Below are 18,987 nucleotides of genomic sequence, written 5' to 3' on the forward strand. Positions count from 1 at the left end.
ATCAGTTCACGCCGGTCAGCTTACCGGGTGCGCCAAATCGCCTCAGAGCACGGATTCGATGGCGGCGATGACCGTCGGGTCGGTGGGCTCGGTGCGCGGACGGAAGCGGTTGACGACCTCCCCGTCGGCGTTGACGAGAAACTTCTCGAAATTCCATTGGATGTCACCCGCCTCGCCGTCGGCGTCGGCGTGCCGGGTGAGTTCGGCGTACAGCGGGTGGCGATCGTCGCCGTTCACGTCGGTCTTCTCCAGCAGCGGGAACGTCACACCGTAGGTCGCCGAGCAGAAGGTGGCGATCTCCTCGGCGGTGCCGGGCTCCTGTCCCATGAACTGGTTGCAGGGCACTCCGACGACGGTGAGGCCCTTGTCGCCGTACGTCTTCGCGAGCTCTTCGAGGCCGGCGTACTGCGGGGTGAGTCCGCACTTGCTGGCGACGTTCACAACGAGAAGCGGTCCGCCGAAGTCGTTCAGCGAGACGTCGGAGCCGTCGAGGGCGGAAACCGGGATGTCCTTGATGTTGGCCATAGACGCCAGATTAGACGGCGCCCGCCGGTTCATCCGGAGACGTGGGTCACAGGACGTCGTGACGTATGCCCAAGGTCACGCTTAATTGCGTTTCTGCAATAGTTGCATTCGGGTTAGCATCTTCGGGTGTCCGGAGATTGCAGGTCGTACAGCGGTGCCGACGAGTCGGTGAACGCTGCATCGACGGCGCTCAACGCCTTTCTCGAGCGCCTCATCGACCTGGGCCGGCCGGAGACACTGGAGAGCCTGGCAGCCACCGACATCACGTTCTCTCAGTTGCGCATCCTCTCCGCACTCGCCTGCCAGCCCGGCCCGTTGTCGGTGAACGCCATCGCCGATCAGGTACAGCTGTCCCTCGCAGCCGCGGGCCGCACAGTGGACAAACTGGTCGGCTGCGATCTGGTCGACCGTCGCGAGGACCCATCCGACCGACGGGTCAAGCGCATCTCCCTCACCGACGCGGGGCGGCGCTACCTCGAGACCCACCTGGCCGTGAAGCGCGGGACCATCCGGCACTTCGTCGCCAACCTGCCGACAGACATGCGGGACAACCTCTGCACGGCCCTGCGTCCGATCGTCGACGACGCCGTCGACCATTTCTGTCTGCCCTCCGATGGACGGCAGGCCTCATGACCCCTCGCCTCGACATCGACCCACTGATCCCCTGACCGCCTCACTCGACCCCGCACGGGTCGATCGAGCCCGACAGACGATCACCCCGCGGGTGACCGCGGCACGCTCATCTCTCGTCCGACCGATAGGAACACCCGAATGACTTCATCCACAGGTGGCCACCTGCACGAGGGCCCACCGGACACCAAGCTGGACCGACACGTCCTCATGGTCGCCGGCGTGGTCGTGCTCGGTGCGATCATGTCGATCCTCGACGTCACCGTGGTGGCCGTCGCGCAGAACACCTTCCAGCAGGAATTCGGCACCGATGCCGCGGGCGCCGCCTGGACGGCGACCGGCTACACCCTGGCGCTGGCCGCGGTGATCCCGCTGTCGAGCTGGGCCGCTTCGCGTTTCGGCACCAAGAAGGTCTACCTCGTCTCCCTGGTCCTGTTCACCCTGGGATCGGTGCTGTGCGCGCTGGCGCCGAACATCGGGATGCTCGTCGCGTTCCGCGTGATCCAGGGCCTCGGCGGCGGCATGCTGATGCCCATCGGCATGATGATGCTGACCAAGGCCGCCGGACCCGAGCGGGTCGGCTCGGTCATGGCCGTCCTCGGTATCCCGATGCTCCTCGGCCCGATCTCGGGCCCGATCCTGGGCGGCGTCCTCATCGAGCAGCTCAGCTGGCACTGGATCTTCCTGATCAACGTCCCGATCGGCATCGGCGCCCTGATCTTCTCCTGGATCGTCCTGCGCGACGACGCCGAGACCAAGCGCTCCTCGATCGACGTCGTCGGCCTGCTCCTGCTCTCGCCGGGCCTCGCACTCTTCCTGTTCGGCATCTCCTCGAGCGCCGAGCACCGGACCTTCGTGACGGCCTCGGTCCTCGTGCCGACCATCGTCGGCGCGATCCTCATCGGCGCCTTCATCTTCCACGCCCTGCGCAAGAAGAACCCGCTGCTCGACCTGCGGTTGTTCGCCAACCGCACACTCAGCATCTCGGTCGTCACCATGGTGCTGTTCATGATCGCGTTCTTCGGTGCGGCGCTGCTGTTCCCGCAGTACTTCATCGGCGTGCGCGGCGAGTCCACGCTGGCCGCCGGCCTGCTGCTGGCACCGCAGGGAATCGGCGCCATGCTCACCATGCCGATCGCCGGTCGTCTCACCGACAAGATGGGGCCGGGCAAGTTCGTGCTCGTCGGCATCGTCCTGATCGTGCTGGGCCTGAGTACGTTCATGTTCCTCGGCGCGGACACGTCGTATTGGCTGATCTGCGGGTCGCTGTTCGTGCAGGGTCTCGGTATGGGCATGACGATGATGCCGATCATGTCCTCGGCCCTGGCCACCCTGAAGAATTCCCAGGTTCCCGACGGCTCGACGCTGCTCAACGTGATCCAGCAGTCGGCGACCTCGATCGGTACCGCGGTGATCTCGGTGATCCTGGCCAGCAGCCTCGCGAGCCGCCCCGAGGCGGGACTGGCGATCATGGCCAACACCTCCGACGCACCGTTGCCGCCGGGAGTGCCGGACCCGCTGCCGCAGTCGTTCTTCGAGACAGCCGCAGACGTGTTCTCCAACACGTTCACCATCTCGGTTGTCCTGATCGTGCTCACGCTGATCCCCGCGTTCTTCCTGCCCCGCAAGAAGATCGCCTCCCAGCTGACCGAAGAGGACTTGGACCGCGGGCCGATCATGATGCACTGATCTCTGGTTGACATCACAAAGCCCCGTCCGACGTGAAGTCGAACGGGGCTTTGTGTGGTTTCGACAAGCTCAACCAGCGGAGGTGTCGAGCGCACCCGACTGCTGGAGGATCCACGCCAGCTCGAACGCGACCTCTTCCCACTGCTTGTAGCGTCCGCTGACGCCGCCGTGACCGGCCGACATCTCGGTCTTGAGCAGGACCGGATTGTCGGAGGTCGTCTTCTCCTGGAGCCGCGCAACCCATTTCGCCGCCTCGGTGAACAGCACCCGGGTGTCGTTCAGCGACGTCTGCGCGAGGATGGGCGGGTACGGCTTGGCGTCGACGTTCTCGTAGGGGGTGTAGGTCTTCATGTACCGGTAGACCTCGGGGTCGTGCAACGGGTCACCCCATTCGTCCCACTCGATCACCGTGAGGGGCAGCGACGGATCGAGGATCGAGTTGAGTGCGTCGACGAACGGCACCGACGCCAGGATCCCGTTGAACAGCTCGGGCGCCAGGTTGGCCACCGCGCCCATCAGCAACCCACCCGCGGACCCGCCCTCGGCGACCATCTGCTGCGGCGTCGTCCACCCGGCGTCGACGAGATGGCGGGCCGCCGCGACGAAGTCGGTGAAGGTGTTGCGCTTGCTGAGCTCCTTGCCGTTCTCGTACCAGTGGCGACCCATCTCGCCACCGCCACGGATGTGGGCCAGGACGAACACCATGCCGCGGTCGAGCATCGACAGTCGCGCCACCGAGAAGTACGGGTCGATGCTCGCCTCGTAGGAGCCGTAGCCGTACAGCAGCAACGGCGCGGGTGTGGCGGCGTCGGTCTCCTTGCGGCGCACCACCGACAGCGGGATCCGGGTGCCGTCGTCGGCGACGGCCCACTCCCGGGACTGGACGTAATCGGCCGGGTCGTAACCGCCCAGCACCGGCTGCCGCTTGAGCAGGGTCCGCTCACCGGAGGCGACGTCGAGTTCGAACAGTTCGGCCGGCTCGATGAAACTGCCGTACCCGATGCGCAGCTTGGGGGCACGCCATTCCGGGTTGGCCCCGAGGCCCGCCGAACTCAGCTCCTGATCGAAGGTGACCTCCCGGAAGTCCGACTCGGCCGGGATGCCGTCGATCTGTCTGAGGTCGGCGATCGCCAACCGCGGCAGCGCATCCCGGCGGTAGGACAGGACCAGGTAGTCCGCGAAGGCGTCGAGGTCCTCGATCCGGCGCTGCGGATCGTGCGCGATGAGCGGTCGCCGGTCCGACGGGTCGGCAACCGGCGCGAGATCGATGGCGAAGTTCTCCGCCTTCGCGCCGTCGCGGTCCTCCCCGGCCCCGACTCCGTTGTGGACGATGACCAGGTAGTCGGCACCGTCGATGACGGCATGCTCGACGCTGTACTCGACGCCTTCCACTCGTGGTGCGACGCTGCGGAATTCGCCGGTGGGATCGTCGGCGGCGAGCAGGTAGCTCTCCGACGTGATCTTCGAACCGACGCCGATGACCAGGAACTTGTCACTCCGCGTGGTGCCCATCCCGACCCAGAACCGTTCGTCCGGCTCGTGGAAGACCTTGACGTCCGATGTTCCGGCGCCGATGTCGTGGCGCCACACCGTGTCCGGACGCCACGCGGCGTCGACCGTCGAATAGAAGACGTGCCGGGCGTCCGCCGACCAGACCGCCCCGCCCGAGGTGTCGCGCACCTCGTCGGGAAGCAACTCGCCACTCCGAAGGTCTTTCACCCGCAGCGTGTATCGCTCGTCTCCGACGACGTCGATGCTGTAGGCGAGCCAGTTCCCGTCGTCGCTGACGGTCAGCGCGCCGAGGCTGAAGAAGTCATGGCCCTCTGCCTCGACGTTGGCGTCGAGCAGGATCTCCTCGCCGGGCAGCGGGTCGTCGCCGACCTCCGGCGGGGTCCAGTCGTCGTCGGACCGGATCGGACACCGGCAGGACGTCGAATACTGTTTGCCCTCATGGGTTCGCCCGTAGTACCAGTATCGGCCGCGCCGGTTGGGCACCGACATGTCGGTTTCCTTGGTACGACTCTTGATCTCGCCGAAGATCTGGGTGCGCAGGTCCGCCAGCTGGGCGGTCTGCGATTCGGTGAAGGCGTTCTGTGCCTCGAGGTAGGCGATCACCTCGGGATCATCCTTGTCGCGCAACCATTCGTAGTCGTCGACGAAGGTGTCGCCATGGTGGGTGCGCTCGGCGGGCACCTTCTTGGCGACCGGCGGGGTCACCACCGGAGCGGTCGCGTCCTGCTTCTCGTCGGTCATCAGATCACCTCTGCGTCGGGCCAGTCGGCGAAGGACTTCTGCGAAATCCATTCGTAGGCATCGATATACCGTTGTCTCGTACGCTCCACGACGTCGTCGGGCAGCGTCGGCGGCGCGACGTCGGACGCCCGGTCCCATCCGGATTCCGCGCTCGTCAGCCAGTTCCGCACGATCTGCTTGTCGAAGCTCGGCTGCACCCTGCCCGCCTCATAGGTGGCGGCCTCCCAGTACCGGGACGAGTCGGGGGTGAGCACCTCGTCGGCGAGCACGAGCTGGCCGTCGGTCCCGCGGCCGAACTCGAACTTGGTGTCGGCGAGGATGATCCCGCGCTCGGCGGCGACCGCCGCACCCCGCGCGTAGATGTCGAGGGTTGCCGACCGCAGTGCCTGCGCCAGCTCCTCCCCCTCCTGTTCGACGACCCGCTCGAAACTGATGTTCTCGTCGTGTTCGCCCTGCTCGGCCTTGGTCGCCGGGGTGAAGATCGGCTCGGGAAGCTTGCTCGCCTCCGACAGACCCGCGGGCAGTTCGACGCCGCACACAGATCCGGTCGACTGATAGTCGAGCAGGCCCGACCCGGTCAGATAGCCGCGGGCCACACATTCGACCTGCACCATGGGCAGACGGCGGACCACCATCGAACGACCCACGACCGGTGCCGGGATGCGGTCGTCGGTGGGACCGCCGGCCAGGTGGTTGGGTACCCCGAGCTCGTCGAACCAGTAGAAGCTCATCGCCGTCAGGATGCGCCCCTTATCTGGGATCGCGGGACTGAGGATGTGGTCGTAGGCCGAGATCCGGTCGGACGCCACCAGCAGCAGGGTGTCGGCGTCGATCTCGTAGATCTCGCGGACCTTCCCCGACGCCAGATGACGGTAGGTCTGCAGTTCAGGACGCATGGACTCGACCCTAGAGGGTCACCGGGGCGCCTGCGGCGGCAGGCTCTGACATTCTGGACCGATGACTGCACCCCACATCACCATCACCTACTGCACACAGTGCAATTGGCTGTTGCGGGCGTCGTGGATGGCCTCGGAACTGCTGAACACCTTCGGCACCGAGATCGGCTCGGTGACACTCGTCCCCGGCACCGGCGGCGTGTTCGTCATCGAGGTCGACGGCACCATGATCTGGGAACGCAAGCGCGACGGCGGCTTCCCCGGCGCTCCCGAACTCAAGCGACGGGTCCGCGACACCGCGCTCCCGGACTGGAATCTCGGCCACTCCGACGCCGCCCCCGAGTGACCCGCACTCGACAGAAGCGCCCCACTGCTCCCTGATCCGACAGAGTCGCACAGCTACTGGTCCCTGAGGTGCGAGCGAAGCGAGCCACGAAGGGCCACGCGAGGTGCCTCACCAAGCCCTTCGTGGCTCGTCGCTTGCGCTCCTCACACCTCAGGGACCAGAGGGCGTGCGGTTCTCTCGGATCGGGAAGACAGGGGGCGCACCCGAGTGAGTGCGCCGACTTACTAGAGAATCGGCGCCGGGGAGTAGCCTGCGGCGTCGGGGTACTGCCCGATGATCTTCTCCGCAGCCGCGATGACGTCGGCGACCTGCTGCTCGGCGGCACCCACGAAGGCGGTCTTGTCGGCCAGCAACTCCTCGAGCTGGGCGCGGTCGAGCGGGATGCGGTCGTCGGCGGCCAGCCGGTCGAGGAGATCGGGTTCGCGTCCCTCCTCGCGCATGGCGAGCGCCACCGCGACCGCGTTCTCCTTGATCGCCTCGTGTGCGGTCTCCCGGCCGACGCCGGCGCGCACCGCGGCCATCAGGACCTTGGTGGTCGCCAGGAACGGGAGATAGCGGTCGAGTTCGTTGGCGATCACCGCCGGGTATGCGCCGAACTCGGCGAGAACGGTCAGGAAGGTCTCCATCAGGCCGTCGATCGCGAAGAAGGCATCGGGCAGAGCCACCCGACGGACGACCGAGCAGAAGACGTCACCCTCGTTCCACTGCGCCCCGGCCAGTTCCGCGGCCATCGAGCCGTATCCCCGGAGCACGACGGCGAGTCCGTTGACGCGCTCACAGCTGCGGGTGTTCATCTTGTGCGGCATCGCCGAGCTGCCGACCTGGCCGGGCTGGAAGCCCTCGGTCACCAGCTCGTGGCCGGCCATCAGCCGGATGGTGTGGGCCAACGACGAGGGCGCCGCGGCCACCTGCACGAGGGCCGACACCACGTCGTGGTCGAGCGAACGGGGGTAGATCTGGCCGACCGAGGTGAACGAGCGCGCGAACCCGAGATGGGTGGCGACGCGGTCCTCGAGGTCGGCGAGCTTGGCGGCGTCGCCGCCGAGCAGGTCGAGCATGTCCTGCGAGGTACCCATCGGACCCTTGATCCCGCGCAGCGGGTAGCGATCGACGAGCTCGCGCAACCGGGTCAGCGCGATCATGAGTTCGTCGGCGGCCGAGGCGAATCGCTTGCCGAGAGTGGTGGCCTGGGCGGCGACGTTGTGGCTGCGTCCGGCCATGACCGTCGACGAGTAGTCGGCCGCCAGGGCGACGATCCGGGCGAGCACCGCGACCCCGTGCGCATGGACGTGTTCGAGCGAACGCAGGATCTGCAGCTGCTCGACGTTCTCGGTGAGGTCCCGGCTCGTCATGCCCTTGTGGATCTGCTCGTGACCGGCGAGGGCGTTGAACTCCTCGATCCGGGCCTTCACATCGTGGCGGGTGACCCGTTCACGTTCGGCGATCGAGGCAAGGTCGACCTGGTCGACGACGCGCTCGTAGTCGGCGATGGCGTCGGACGGTACGTCGATGCCGAGGTCACGTTGGGCCTTGAGGACCGCGATCCACAGCCGCCGTTCGAGTTCGATCTTGGTGCTCGCCGACCACAGCTCGGCGAGATCGGCGGAGGCATAGCGACTGGCCAGGACGTTGGCGATGACGGGCTTCGACACCCGCCCAGTGTAGGTCGCGACCGAGGTCAGACCGAAACCCTGCTCGGGCCGCCTGTGGTGAGACGTCGGTCGGCGTCAGAAGGCCACGCACGATCCGTTCGACCCGTAGCCCTGCCGAACGCGGACGAACGTCGGCTGGGAGACCTTCCCGTTCTGCACCGCGTACAGGTATTTGCCACCGATGCGCTGCGGGACCCAGGTGGTGGAGGCAAGCGCACCCTGGGGCAGGTCGCGTCCCACGAAGCGCGGCGGCAAGCCCGCCTTGACCTCGAAGAACTCCACCCAGCCGGATGAGTTGACGGCCACGGTCAGCGGATACGTACAGCCGGTGCCGTAGACCGCCGAGGAAAGCGGGACCGATGCATCGACCCGGCCGGCCGGCGCCGCCTGTGCCGACGGCACCAGGAGCGCGGTCGTGCTCATCATCGCCGCGCCGAGCGCGACCCCGATCCTCACCATCCAGCGTCGTCCCGACACTCGATCCCCTTCCCCGTCGGTGACCTGACGCCCCATCGTGTCATCGTCGCCCCGATGGCGCGGCCTATTCGCGAGGTTCGTCGCGGTCACTCACGCGGGGCGAGGACGTCGACGACATCGAGCAGTGCGTCGCGCACCGCATCGACGGGCCGGACCGCGGTCTGGGCCAGCGCGCCGACGATGGCACCGTCCTCGATGCCGATCAGTTGCGCGATGTGCACCGGGTCGGCGACGCGGTGAGATTTGACCAGGACCTCGCAGTGATGAAACGCCAGCGACTGTCCGCGCGCGGCGACGACGTCGCGCAAAAGGGGGTGACGCGCCGCGAGCGCGATCATCTCGTACCGCGCGGACAGTTGCTGGAGTGTCGTGTCGGAGCCGACGAAGACGTCGGCGAGCGCGGCCGCCGTCGCCGTGCTCCCGCGATGCCGGCGCGGAAGAGCGTTGCAGCGGGCGGAGACTGCGGTCTCGTCGTGGGCGCACAGGTGGGCGGCGGCCTCGGCCATCAAGTCGTCGAGGGAGCCGAAATAGTAGGTCGTCGACGCCAGCGGGAGTTGCGCCCGCTCGGCCACCGCGCGATGACGTACGGCGTCGAAGCCGCCTTCGAGCAACAGCTCGCCGGCAGCCTCGATCAATCGAGACCGCCGCCGCACACCCTTCGGTGTCGCCGCCGAGGTCATCATGGATGTTCATGCTGCCAAAGGGCCGGTACCGCCGTATCGCTTTCACCAAAGCGATGCACACACAGTCTGATTCCCGTATAAGTCCGCTGACCTCCGACAACGCGCGACCGGGGGCGTCAGTCGGACATCGGACACCGGGGTACGACGACCGGGCCCGCGGTTACCGTGAGCGCATGCAGTTCGACGGCCTCCACGCTGTCGCCGATTACGCGGCGCTCTACACCTGTCTGCGACAGGTCGCGTTCGCCGATCACCTCCGCGAACGGCTGGGCAGCTTCGAGGCGCGCTGCGACCCCGCCGAGCGGGCCGTCGTCTTCACCGCCACCGCCCCCACCGGTCAAGACGGGCACCACGACTCGGTCCGGTCGCGCGCCACCCTGATCGCGGTGATCGAGGCGGACGCGATCGTGTGGGGGTGGGCCCATCCACGCGGCGAACCGTCCGGCCCCGCCTCGGCGCTGCGGGACGTGGGCGCCCGATTCGGCGTCGACGACTTCGCGACGCCTCGGGTACCGTTGCCGCCCAACCTGTCTCGCGACGAGGTCATCGACTGCCGGGCGCAGGCGATCGACATCGTCGCCGCCGCCGCGGTCGAGAGCACCGGGATCAGTCCCTACTGGACGGGACGGCTCGACGACGGGGAACTCGCCGTGTACCTCCTCGACGACGTCGCACTCCCCGAGCCGAGCTTCGCCGACTTCGCCACGAAGATGCCGACCGTGATGAGATCTCTTGCGGTCAACGATCATCGGGTGGCGATCCACGGGATGGCCGCGCGGCGCGGATGGCACATCAGCTGGCGGGCAGGCACCGACGGCGGCCGATCGCCCATCTGCGACGTCACCGACGGCGAGTCGGTGGCGCACGTGGAGTTCGACCGGCGCGCGCGGCCGATCGACTTCAGCTGCGAGCTCGTCGGGCAGCACTGAGCCGCGCATCCCACACCGGGCCCGCATCACCGGCGACCCATGCGACCATCGGGGACATGTCCACCGACAGTCGCGACGACACCCATCTCCGACGCGCGATCGAGCTGGCCGCCGAGGCCCGCGCGCGCGGCGATCACCCGTTCGGTTCGCTCCTGGTCGCGCCGGACGGCAGCGTGGTGGCCGAGGGCATGAACACCGTCGACACCGCAGGTGACCCGACCGGGCACGCCGAGACCAACGTCGTACGCGCGGTCGGGCACCTCGACCTCGTCACCCGCGGCGGGCTGACGCTCTACACCAGCACCGAACCGTGCGCGATGTGTGCCGGAGCGATCTACTGGGCCGGGATCGGTACGGTCGTCTACGCACTCGGTGAGGACGAACTGCGGGAGATGACCGGCGACGACCCGGCGAATCCGACACTGGCGATGCCGTGCCGCCGGATCTTCGAGGCGGGCAGCCGGCCGATCGTCGTCCGCGGCCCGTTCGCTCTCGACGCCGCACGGGAGGTGCACGCCGGTTTCTGGCAGCACAGCTGAGAGGAGATTCCTCACATCGATGCGCGTCGGTCGACGATCCGTTGCGGCGAGCCGGGGGTCGGCTACTACCCTGTTGACTCGATGACCCGAGTGACACCACCGACCAGCGATACCGACGAGCGCAGCAGGCCCGACGACAACGGCCGCTCGCCCGTCGGCCGTCGTGCTGTCCTGGCCGCCGGACTCGGCGCCGCTGCGCTCGGCGTCGCCGCATGCTCGGGTTCGACCCCGCCGACGTCCGTGCAGCCCCGCAAGCTGGAGGGCCGGGCCGACGACGAACTGCCGGTCGAGGCGTCCCCACCCCCGGTCACCGGGGGCCCGCCGCTGGTCACCGGCAGCTTCCGGTCCGCGCGGATGGGTGGGCGCGACACCAGGTGGGCCGTCGCCCGCCCCAACGGCGTGACCGGCACCCTGCCCGTCGTCGTCGTACTGCACGCGCTGAACACCAACGAGAAATCGATCTTCGGGCCGAAGCTCGAGATGCAGACCGTGATGCAGCAGTACGTCGACGCAGGCAATGCGCCGTTCGCTCTGGCGGCCGCCGACATCGGGCGCAATTACTACCACCGGCGCACCGACGGCACCGATGGCGGCGCGATGGTCCTCGACGAGTTCCTGCCGATGCTGGCGAGCGACCCGAAACTCAACCTGTCCACCGAGCGGATCGGACTCTTCGGCTGGTCGATGGGCGGCTACGGTGCGCTGCGCCTGGCCGCGATGCTGGGCGCACCGCGCGTCGCCGCCGTGGCCGTCAGCTCGCCCGCGATGTGGGCCGACCCGCGCAACTTCCCGCCGCGCGCCTTCGACGGCATCGCCGACTACCAGGCCAACTCGCTGTTCGGCGCGCAGCCGAAGTTCGCGAAGATCCCGCTGCTGATCAACATCGGCTCGAGCGACCAGTTCTACACCTACACGCGCCAGTGGGCCGCCGGACTCCGGCCGCCGGCCGCGTTCGGGACCGCGGCCGGCGGACACACCAACCGGTACTGGCGCAGTGTCCTTCCCGAGCAGGTCGAGTTCCTCGGACGGAACCTGGCGGTCTGACTCGGGATTCGCTCACGTGTTCCGTTCGCACTCAACCGATTCGGGGTGATCGGGAACGGACGATGCGAGCGAGACTCAGATGCTGATCCGGCCCTCGAGGGCGTTACGGCCGATGTCGCTGCGGAAGTGCGAACCGGGGAGCTTGATGCCCGCGATCCGCGCGTAGGCCTGCTCGCGGGCTTCGGCGAGGTCGGCACCGGTACCCACCACCGCGAGTACCCGCCCACCGGAGGAGACGACGGCGCCGTCGGCGTTGCGCGCGGTGCCGGCGTGCAGCACCCCGTCGGTGTCGGCGCCGGTGATGACGTCGCCGGTGCGCGGCTTGCCGGGGTAGTTCTCGGCCGCGACAACCACCGTGACCGCGGCACCGTCACGCCACTCCAGCGGCGGCAGATCGGCGAGCGTCCCGGTTGCGGTCGCGTGCAGCGCCTGTCCGAGCGGAGAGTCGAGCAGGGCCAGCACCGCCTGGGTCTCCGGATCACCGAAGCGACAGTTGAACTCGACGACGGCGGGTCCGTCCGATCCGATCGCCAGGCCGGCGTACAGCAGACCGGAGAACGGGATACCGCGCCGAACCATCTCGGCAGCAACGGGTTTCACGACCTCGTCGACGATGCGCGCGGTCATCTCCGCGGGCAGCCAGGGCAGCGGCGTGTAGGCACCCATGCCGCCGGTGTTGGGGCCGGCGTCGTCGTCGCCGACGCGCTTGTGGTCCTGCGCGGGCAGCAACGGCACCACGGTCTCGCCGTCGACGAGACAGAACAGCGACACCTCCGGCCCGTCGAGGAAGCTCTCCAGCAGCACCGGGTGCCCGCTCTCGAGGCACTCGGCAGCGTGGTCGCGGGCGATGTCACGGTCTGTGGTGACGACGACGCCCTTGCCCGCGGCGAGACCGTCGTCCTTGACCACCCAGGTCGGGCCGAAGCGGTCGAGTGCGGCGTCGAGCCGGGCGGGATTGTCGACGATCTCGGCGTGGGCGGTCGTGACCCCCGCGGCCTTCATGACGTCCTTCGCGAACGCCTTCGACCCCTCGATCTGGGCAGCCTCGGCACTCGGGCCGAACGTCGCGATCCCGGCCGCGCGCAGGGCGTCGGCGACTCCGAGGACCAGGGGCACCTCGGGACCGATGACCACGAGGTCGGCACCGACCTCGCGTGCCAGCTCCACGACCGCGTCGCCGGAGACGGCGTCGACGGGATGGTTCGTGGCGATCGACGAGGTGCCGGCGTTCCCCGGGGCGACGTGCAGGTCGGTGACCGCCGGATCGTTCGCCAGACCGATGAGAAGGGCATGTTCGCGGCCGCCCGAGCCGATCACGAGTACGCGCACGTCCATGACTCTAAACGGTCGGTCCCCACGGCTTTGCCCACGGGCACGACGCCGAACAGCAGCAACATGCCGGGCAACGACCCGTCCCGCTCCCTGAGGTGCGAGCGAAGCGAGCCTCGAAGGGTCCTGGTGAGATGCGTCGCCAGACCCTTCGAGGCTCGTCGCTATCGCTCCTCGCACCTCAGGGGGCGGAGGGGCGTCGGGGTGGCACACCTACTGCGGTCCGCTGGGCTGCGACAGTCAGCTCGTGGGCTGGGTGAGGTCGTACATGGTCACGCCGTCGACGGTGACGGCGACGAAGTTCTCCTGCACCCAGGTGCTGATCTGCGACGACGGTTGGGCCGAGTTCCCGCCCATCCCACCACCCATGCCGGGCCCCATGCCCCCGCCGACGAAGTAGTGGATCTTCTTCGCGGCGACGAGCTCTTGGAATTCCGCCAGGGTCGGCGACGGGTCGCTGCCGTTGAAGCCGCCGATCGGCATCACCGAGTGGCCGGTCTCCAGCTGGTATCCGGAGGCCGACATCGACCCCACGGCGGCGGCCACCCAGGTGTAGTCGTCCGCGTCGGCGCTGAGCGTGTTCACGATGGCCGTGGAGGGCGTCGAACCCCGCAGCAGTCCCCCGGCGCCGCCCCCGCGGCCGTCGGTGCCGTTCGCGCCCGGACCGCCCAGTCCGGTCGGCCCCTGGCCACCGGGGCCACCCATGCCCTGCGGGGGCGTGCCGGGCATGCCCCGACCGCCGGGTCCACCCGGGCCTCCGCGTCCACCGGGACCGCCCGGTCCACCTCCACCGGGACCGAACTCGCCCTCGACACGGGGACCCGCGGAGATGATGGATCCGCTCTTCTCGGTCGCGATGGTGTCGACGGTATAGGCGACCGGACCGGCCAGACCGGCCATGATCGCCCCGACGAGGGCTGCCGCCGCGATGGCCCGACGCTGGGCGAAGATCATGGTCACCGCCGCGGCGAGGCCGACGACGAGCACCGCGAACCGGAGCCACGGCACGAAGTCGGGCGTGCGATCGAGCAGGACATAGCCCCAGACCGCGGCGACCGCGACGGAGATCCCCAGTGCGATCCGCACCCACAACCGGTCCCGGTGCGACCAGCAGACCGCCGCGCCGCCGGCGACGACCGCGGCGACGGCGGGAGCCAGTGCCGCGGTGTAGTACTGGTGGAAGATCCCGGCCATGAAGCTGAAGACACCCATCGTGACCAGCAGCCAGAGCGCCCAGACGACCAGATATGCACGACGCGGGTCGGTGCGCCGGGCCTTTCCGATGAGGACGAGCGCCACGGCGGCGAGGATCAGGCCCGTCGGGATGAGCCAGGCGATCTGACCGCCCTGCGCGGGTTCGAACATCCGGAGCCAGCCGGTCTCACCCCACGCGCCGCCACCACCGCCGGGACCGCCCATGCCCTCCGCGGCGCCTCCACCACCGCCGGGGACGACGGCACCGGTCTCGTTGCCGTTGAGCCGGCCGAGGCCGTTGTAACCGAGGGTCAGTTCGAGGATCGAGTTGTTCTGCGAGCCACCGATATACGGCCGCGACGACGCGGGCCACAGCTCGACCGCCAGAATCCACCAGCCCGCGCTGACGAGCATCGCGCCCAGCGCGGCGAACAGCTGCCCGACCCGGCGCAACCAGCCGCGTGGACCGAAGGCGAGGTAGGTGACCGCAAGCGGCGGCACGATCAGCATGACCTGGAGCTGCTTGGTCAGGAAGCCGAACCCGACGAACACCCCGGTCAGGATCAGCCATCGCCAGCGACCGTCCTCGAGCCCCTTCATCATCGACCAGACGGCCGCGATCATCAGCAGGATGAGCAGCGCCTCGGGGTTGTCGAAGCGGAACATCATCGCCGCAACCGGTGTCACCGCGAGGATCACCCCCGCGAAGATGCCGGCCCAGTGGCCCAGGTACTTCCGGGTGATCAGGTAGAGCAGCGCCACCGAGGCGACGCCCATCAGCGCCTCGGGCACCAGGATCGACCACGGGTTGACCCCGAAGATCCGGGCACTGAGGCCCGGAATCCAGAGTGAGGCAGGCGGTTTGTCGACGGTGATGGAGTTCGCCATGTCCGACGATCCGAAGAACCAGGCCTTCCACGACTGGGAGCCGGCCTGGATGGCCGCCGAGTAGAAGGAGTTGGCCCATCCGTTGATCGACAGGTTCCACAGGTACGCGACCGTGGTGCCGACCAGCAGCAGTGTCAGCGAGATGCGTTCCAAGCGCGAGTTCTCCGACGCCGGACGCCGCACGCCCGAGGCATCCTCGGGCGCAACCGGATTCGCCGGGGATACGAGAGTGGTGCTCATGCGACGACCTCCGTGTGGTGAGCCGGCGCCTTGCGGAACACCCAGCGGAGACCGATGAACCGGGTGAGGGTGGCCACCAGGTTCGCGGTCACGAGGATCATCAGTTCGATGTGTTTGGTCGCGTCGGGAGCGGCGGTGTGGAGCACCAGCAACGCCCCCGAGGTCACCAGCCAGCCGAACAGAAAGACGCCCAGTCCGAAGAGCTGGTGGCGCAAGGCGTTGTCGCGACCGCGGATGCCGAAGCTGAACCGCCGATTGGCGGCGGTGTTGAGGACGGCGGTGATCGCCAGGGCGACCACGTTCGAGATCTGGGCACCGAGGAACGAGTGGAGCGCGAGGAACAGCACCGCGTAGGCCAGCGTCGAGGCGACGCCGACCACGCAGAAGCGTGCCAGCTGCCCGACCATCCCCATCGGTACCCCGTCGAGCTGCGGTCCCGCGGCCCGGTCCCGGCCGATGGACGCACGCAGCTGCGCGATCGGGAGCCGGCCCATCGCCAGTGCGAGACCCACGCGCGCACAGCCTTTGAGGTCAGCGATCGCAGTCGGCACGATGTCGACGGTGCTGTCGGGGTCGTCGACCCAGTCCACCGGCACCTCCGCGATACGCAGACCGATCTGTTCGGCGAGGACCAGCAGTTCGGTGTCGAAGAACCAGCCGGTGTCGGCGACGAACGGCAGCAGTTCGCGCGCGATGTCGGTGCGCATGGCCTTGAACCCGCACTGCGCGTCGGAGAACCTGGCGCCCATCGCGGTCCGCAGCATCAGGTTGTACGAGCGGGAGATGAACTCGCGCTTGGGTCCCCGGACGACGCGTGCGGACCGGCTGAGGCGCGTCCCGATCGCGATGTCGGAATGCCGCGAGACGAGCGGGGCGATGAGCGGCATGAGTGCGTTGAGATCGGTCGACAGGTCGACGTCGCAGTAGGCGACGATCTCGGCGTCACTGTGCTGCCACACCGCGCTCAGCGCACGGCCGCGTCCCTTCTGCTCCAGGTGGACGACCCGCACGCCGTCGAGCTCGCCCGCCAGTGCGACGGCGATGGCGAGCGTGTCGTCGGTGCTCGCGTTGTCGGCGACGGTGACCCGCGAAGCGTAGGGCACGTGGAGGCGCAGGTGGTCGGCGAGGCGACGCACCGACGCGGCGATGTCGGCCTGTTCGTTGTAGACGGGGACCACGATGTCGAGTACCGGATTCGGCGTGGAACTGTCGGTCAGTGTGTAGTTCTGCGCCGTGGCGCCCGGCGGTGCTTCTGGGATCATGTGGATCACTGTCGGATCCCAGCCTCGGGTCACTCTGCGTACGACCTGCCAGGTTCCTGTGAACGCACACCCGGTGTGACCGGGGCGTGTGGACGGAGAACGCGGCGTGTCCGGGGGCGCCACTACATTGGGGCGCATGGCCGCAACCCTCGCCCCGGACCAGCTGACCGCCGCCAACCGCGTCATCACCAGCCTGGCCGGCGAGGGCGCCGCGCTGCGTGACGACCAGCTCCGGGCCGTGACCGCGCTGGCCGGCCGCCCCGCCGATCCCACCGAACGCGGTGCGCGCGTCCTGGTGGTCCAGGCGACGGGGTGGGGCAAATCGGCGGTCTACTGGTCGGCGACCGCGATCATCCGGGCGGGCGGCGGTGGGCCGACCCTCATCGTGTCGCCGCTGCTGTCCCTCATGCGCGACCAGGTCGCGGCCGCCGCCCGCGGTGGGTTGTCGGCGGCGACGCTCAACTCGTCCAACGTCGACGAGTGGTCGACGATCGAGGCACAGTTGCGCGCGGGCGACCTCGACGTCCTGCTCGTGTCGCCGGAGCGGCTCGCGAACCCGGGATTCGGCCGCCGGGTCCTCGATGCCCTCGCCGGCAACCTGGGACTACTCGTCATCGACGAGGCGCACGCCGTCTCCGACTGGGGTCACGACTTCCGCCCCGACTACCGTCGCGTCGCCGACGTGTTGCGCACCGTCAACCCGACGACACCGGTCCTGGCCACCACCGCCACCGCCAACGCCCGTGTCACCGAGGACGTCGCCGCCCAGCTCGACGCCGGTACCGCAGGGGAGCCCACCCTCGTCCTCCGCGGGCCGCTGGCGCGAAAGTCTCTGCATCTCAACGTTCTCGACGGACTGTCCCCGGTCCAGCGGTACGGGTGGGTGGCGCAGTCGCTGCCGGCGCTGCCGGGATCGGGCATCGTGTACGTGCTGACCGTCGCCGATGCCGACCGCCTCGTCGAGGCCATCCGTGCGGTCCACGGCGACGCCGTCGCGGTGGCGGCCTACACCGGCCAGCTCGACGCCGACCGCCGCCACGAACTCGAAGACGCGTTGCTGCGCAACGAGGTCAAGGCGCTGGTCGCGACGTCGGCGCTCGGAATGGGTTACGACAAACCAGATCTCGGCTTCGTGGTGCATGTCGGGTCACCACCGTCGCCGGTCTCCTACTACCAGCAGGTCGGCCGTGCCGGACGCGCCCTCGACGATGCCGTCGTGATGCTGCTGGCGTCGCAGACCGACGACCGGATCTGGGACCACTTCGCCACCGCGACGATTCCCGACCCGGACAAGATGCGTGATCTGCTCGCCGCGCTCGAGTCCGCGGACGAGCCGCAGTCGGTGGTTCAGCTCGAGGCCGCGACCCGATTCCGCCGCACCCGGATCGAGTTGATGCTCAAGCAGCTGGCGGTGGACGGCGTGACCGACCGGACCCCCGACGGGTGGGTCGTCACCGGCAAGCCCTGGACCTACGACGCCGCGCACTACGACGGCATCCTCGCCGTGCGCCGGCGCGAGGCCGACATCATGCGCGCATACATCGCGGGGCGCACCTGCCTGATGCGGCTGCTGACCGAATCGCTCGACGACCCGCAGGCCGCGGACTGCGGGCGCTGCTCGGTCTGCCGGCGCGCCCTCAGCGACGGTCTCACCGACACCGTCGACGACGAGACCGTGCGCACCGTGACCTCCACGCTGCGCCGCAAGGCCCAGACCCTGGACCCCCGAAAGATGTGGCCCGGCGGCGAATTCGGCCGTCGCGGACGGATTCCCGCGGACCTGCTGGCCGCGCCGGGACGCGTCCTGGCGCACGCCGACGCCCCCGAGTGGGTCGAGGTGCTCGCCGCCGCACGCAACGGAAACGAGCGTGCGGTCGCCGAACTGGGCGACGCCGCGGTCGCCACGCTGGCCGCGTGGGTGCGCGACACCGGCGTCCGCGCCGACCTCATCGTGTCCCTGCGTCTGACCGGCACCACGCTCGCCGAGACCCTGGCCGACCACCTGCGGACGGTCGGGAAACGCGAGGGCGGCAGCTTCCCCGTGCGGATGGGTGATCCACCCACCGACGCGACCGGCGCGGTCGAGGCCGCCTACTGGCGGGACCATCTCGGCGACCCGCCGGAGGTCGCGGGCCGCAACGTCATGCTCGTGGTCGACGCCAACAGTTCGGGCTGGCCGATCACCCTGGCCGCCGCCGCCCTTCGTGAGGCGGGCGCGACCGCGGTACTACCACTCCTCATCCACCGGACGGTGTGAACCCTCCGCAAACCCACCCTTTTTCGGCAAATCCACCACCCTGTGTGGACTGGTCCCCAGGAGTTGGACTGAAAATCAGTTTCGACTACCCGGGGAGAGTTGTATGCATCCACGTAGTTCGTTGTCGGTGGAGCAGCGTGAGCGGGCGGTAGCC

16 protein-coding genes are annotated in these 18,987 nt (G+C 68.8%); 7 read left to right on the plus strand and 9 right to left on the minus strand.

The features are described from left to right. Positions 1-42: 42 nt before the first annotated feature. Positions 43-525 (minus strand): glutathione peroxidase, encoded by a 483-nt coding sequence (locus tag ABIC25_RS07855; RefSeq protein WP_004020747.1) that lies wholly within the window; start codon positions 523-525, stop codon positions 43-45. Positions 526-651: 126 nt separating this feature from the next. Here ABIC25_RS07855 and ABIC25_RS07860 point away from each other — a divergent pair, with 126 nt between their 5' ends. Both ABIC25_RS07860 and ABIC25_RS07865 read left to right on the plus strand, forming a co-directional pair. Next, a complete protein-coding gene (locus tag ABIC25_RS07860) occupies positions 652-1,158 on the plus strand; it encodes a MarR family winged helix-turn-helix transcriptional regulator (RefSeq protein WP_239400308.1) in 507 nt (168 codons plus the stop codon). Positions 1,159-1,296: 138 nt separating this feature from the next. Next, on the plus strand, positions 1,297-2,844 hold the full coding sequence (locus tag ABIC25_RS07865) for a DHA2 family efflux MFS transporter permease subunit (protein ID WP_354560801.1): 1,548 nt from the start codon (positions 1,297-1,299) through the stop codon (positions 2,842-2,844). Positions 2,845-2,913: 69 nt separating this feature from the next. Here the strand turns inward: ABIC25_RS07865 and ABIC25_RS07870 are convergent, their stop codons facing one another. After that, complete coding sequence (locus ABIC25_RS07870) at positions 2,914-5,097, minus strand: S9 family peptidase (protein ID WP_064569216.1); 2,184 nt, start codon at positions 5,095-5,097, stop codon at positions 2,914-2,916. After that, entirely contained in the window at positions 5,097-5,993 is an 897-nt protein-coding gene (locus ABIC25_RS07875; protein WP_354560803.1) for a phosphoribosylaminoimidazolesuccinocarboxamide synthase, read from the minus strand. Before ABIC25_RS07875 ends, ABIC25_RS07870 begins: the two co-directional genes overlap by 1 nt. 61 nt (positions 5,994-6,054) lie before the next feature. Between ABIC25_RS07875 and ABIC25_RS07880 the strand changes: the two genes are divergently transcribed. Next, positions 6,055-6,339 (plus strand): Rdx family protein, encoded by a 285-nt coding sequence (locus tag ABIC25_RS07880; protein WP_354560805.1) that lies wholly within the window; start codon positions 6,055-6,057, stop codon positions 6,337-6,339. 224 nt (positions 6,340-6,563) lie between these two features. Here ABIC25_RS07880 and purB read toward each other — a convergent pair whose 3' ends face one another. From purB to ABIC25_RS07895, 3 genes are all read right to left on the minus strand, one after another. Next, positions 6,564-7,991 (minus strand): adenylosuccinate lyase, encoded by a 1,428-nt coding sequence (purB, locus tag ABIC25_RS07885; RefSeq protein WP_354560806.1) that lies wholly within the window; start codon positions 7,989-7,991, stop codon positions 6,564-6,566. A 75-nt stretch (positions 7,992-8,066) separates the two neighbouring features. After that, entirely contained in the window at positions 8,067-8,450 is a 384-nt protein-coding gene (locus tag ABIC25_RS07890) for a hypothetical protein (RefSeq protein WP_354560808.1), read from the minus strand. Between the two features lie 104 nt (positions 8,451-8,554). Next, positions 8,555-9,148: a TetR/AcrR family transcriptional regulator gene (locus ABIC25_RS07895; RefSeq protein WP_174316846.1), complete on the minus strand. Its 594-nt coding sequence runs from the start codon at positions 9,146-9,148 to the stop codon at positions 8,555-8,557. A gap of 176 nt (positions 9,149-9,324) precedes the next feature. Between ABIC25_RS07895 and ABIC25_RS07900 the strand changes: the two genes are divergently transcribed. From ABIC25_RS07900 to ABIC25_RS07910, 3 genes are all read left to right on the plus strand, one after another. Then, the gene (locus tag ABIC25_RS07900; RefSeq protein WP_354560810.1) at positions 9,325-10,080 is read left to right on the plus strand and encodes a DUF6882 domain-containing protein; all 756 of its coding nucleotides are present in this window, start codon (positions 9,325-9,327) and stop codon (positions 10,078-10,080) included. A 56-nt stretch (positions 10,081-10,136) separates the two neighbouring features. Continuing rightward, positions 10,137-10,619, plus strand: a complete 483-nt coding sequence (locus ABIC25_RS07905) for a nucleoside deaminase (protein WP_239403243.1) — start codon at positions 10,137-10,139, stop codon at positions 10,617-10,619. 81 nt (positions 10,620-10,700) lie between these two features. Continuing rightward, complete coding sequence (locus ABIC25_RS07910; RefSeq protein WP_064569211.1) at positions 10,701-11,663, plus strand: alpha/beta hydrolase; 963 nt, start codon at positions 10,701-10,703, stop codon at positions 11,661-11,663. 75 nt (positions 11,664-11,738) lie between these two features. Here ABIC25_RS07910 and purD read toward each other — a convergent pair whose 3' ends face one another. From purD to ABIC25_RS07925, 3 genes are all read right to left on the minus strand, one after another. Beyond that, positions 11,739-12,992, minus strand: a complete 1,254-nt coding sequence (gene purD / locus ABIC25_RS07915; RefSeq protein ID WP_354560812.1) for a phosphoribosylamine--glycine ligase — start codon at positions 12,990-12,992, stop codon at positions 11,739-11,741. 240 nt (positions 12,993-13,232) lie between these two features. Next, the gene (locus ABIC25_RS07920) at positions 13,233-15,314 is read right to left on the minus strand and encodes an ArnT family glycosyltransferase (protein ID WP_354560813.1); all 2,082 of its coding nucleotides are present in this window, start codon (positions 15,312-15,314) and stop codon (positions 13,233-13,235) included. Further along, a complete protein-coding gene (locus tag ABIC25_RS07925) occupies positions 15,311-16,576 on the minus strand; it encodes a bifunctional glycosyltransferase family 2/GtrA family protein (protein WP_354560815.1) in 1,266 nt (421 codons plus the stop codon). The genes ABIC25_RS07920 and ABIC25_RS07925 overlap by 4 nt, the downstream gene beginning before the upstream one ends. A gap of 136 nt (positions 16,577-16,712) precedes the next feature. Between ABIC25_RS07925 and ABIC25_RS07930 the strand changes: the two genes are divergently transcribed. Continuing rightward, positions 16,713-18,833 carry a RecQ family ATP-dependent DNA helicase gene (locus tag ABIC25_RS07930; RefSeq protein ID WP_101821648.1) on the plus strand — a complete coding sequence of 707 codons (2,121 nt, stop codon included), beginning with the start codon at positions 16,713-16,715 and terminating at the stop codon, positions 18,831-18,833. Positions 18,834-18,987 lie beyond the last annotated feature (154 nt).

The sequence above is a fragment of the Gordonia sp. PvP123 genome, assembly GCF_040547295.1.
Taxonomy (GTDB): domain Bacteria; phylum Actinomycetota; class Actinomycetes; order Mycobacteriales; family Mycobacteriaceae; genus Gordonia; species Gordonia terrae.